Here is an 833-nt window from a genome sequence, read left to right on the forward strand (position 1 = left end):
ACATGTTGAATTGCTGACGGGTGATGTCCGCCGTAGACGGTGGACAACCGAGCAGAAGCTGACAATCATCGAGCAGAGTTTCGAACCAGGCGAGACGGTGTCTTCGGCCGCTCGCCGCCATGGCGTCGCGCCCAATCTGCTTTACCGCTGGCGCAGGCTCTTGAGTGAGGGAGGTGCTGCAGCCGTGGATTCGGACGAGCCGGTTGTCGGCAATTCGGAAGTGAAGAAGCTGGAGGATCGTGTCCGCGAGCTGGAGCGCATGCTTGGCCGCAAGACGATGGAGGTCGAAATTCTCCGCGAAGCCTTGTCCAAAGCAGACTCAAAAAAACGGATATCGCGGCCGATCTTGTTGCCGAAGGACGGTTCCCGATGAAATCAGTCGCCGACACGCTGGGCGTATCCCGTTCCAACCTGATCGAGCGGCTGAAAGGCAGATCGAAGCCGCGTCGCTCCTATCACAAGGCCGAGGATGCAGAGTTGCTGCCGATCATCCGCAGGCTGGTGGATCAAAGGCCAACCTATGGCTATCGGCGGATCGCCGCGCTCCTCAATCGCGAGAGGCGAGCCGCCGATAAGCCTGTCGTCAACGCCAAACGGGTTCATCGCATCATGGGCAACCACGCCATGCTGCTGGAGAAGCACACCGCCGTTCGCAAGGGCCGCCTCCATGACGGCAAGGTGATGGTCATGCGCTCGAACATGCGCTGGTGCTCGGACGGGCTGGAGTTCACCTGCTGGAATGGCGAGGTCATTCGTCTCGCCTTCATCATCGACGCCTTCGACCGCGAGATCATCGCCTGGACGGCGGTCGCCAACGCGGGCATCTCCGGCTC

General features: G+C 60.9%; 1 pseudogene. It reads left to right on the top strand.

What is annotated here, in order from left to right:
* Positions 1 to 833: pseudogene (locus H6M51_RS24185) on the top strand (IS3 family transposase); the annotation flags it as partial.

It is taken from the genome of Rhizobium sp. AQ_MP (assembly GCF_014237835.1).
Lineage (GTDB): Bacteria > Pseudomonadota > Alphaproteobacteria > Rhizobiales > Rhizobiaceae > Allorhizobium.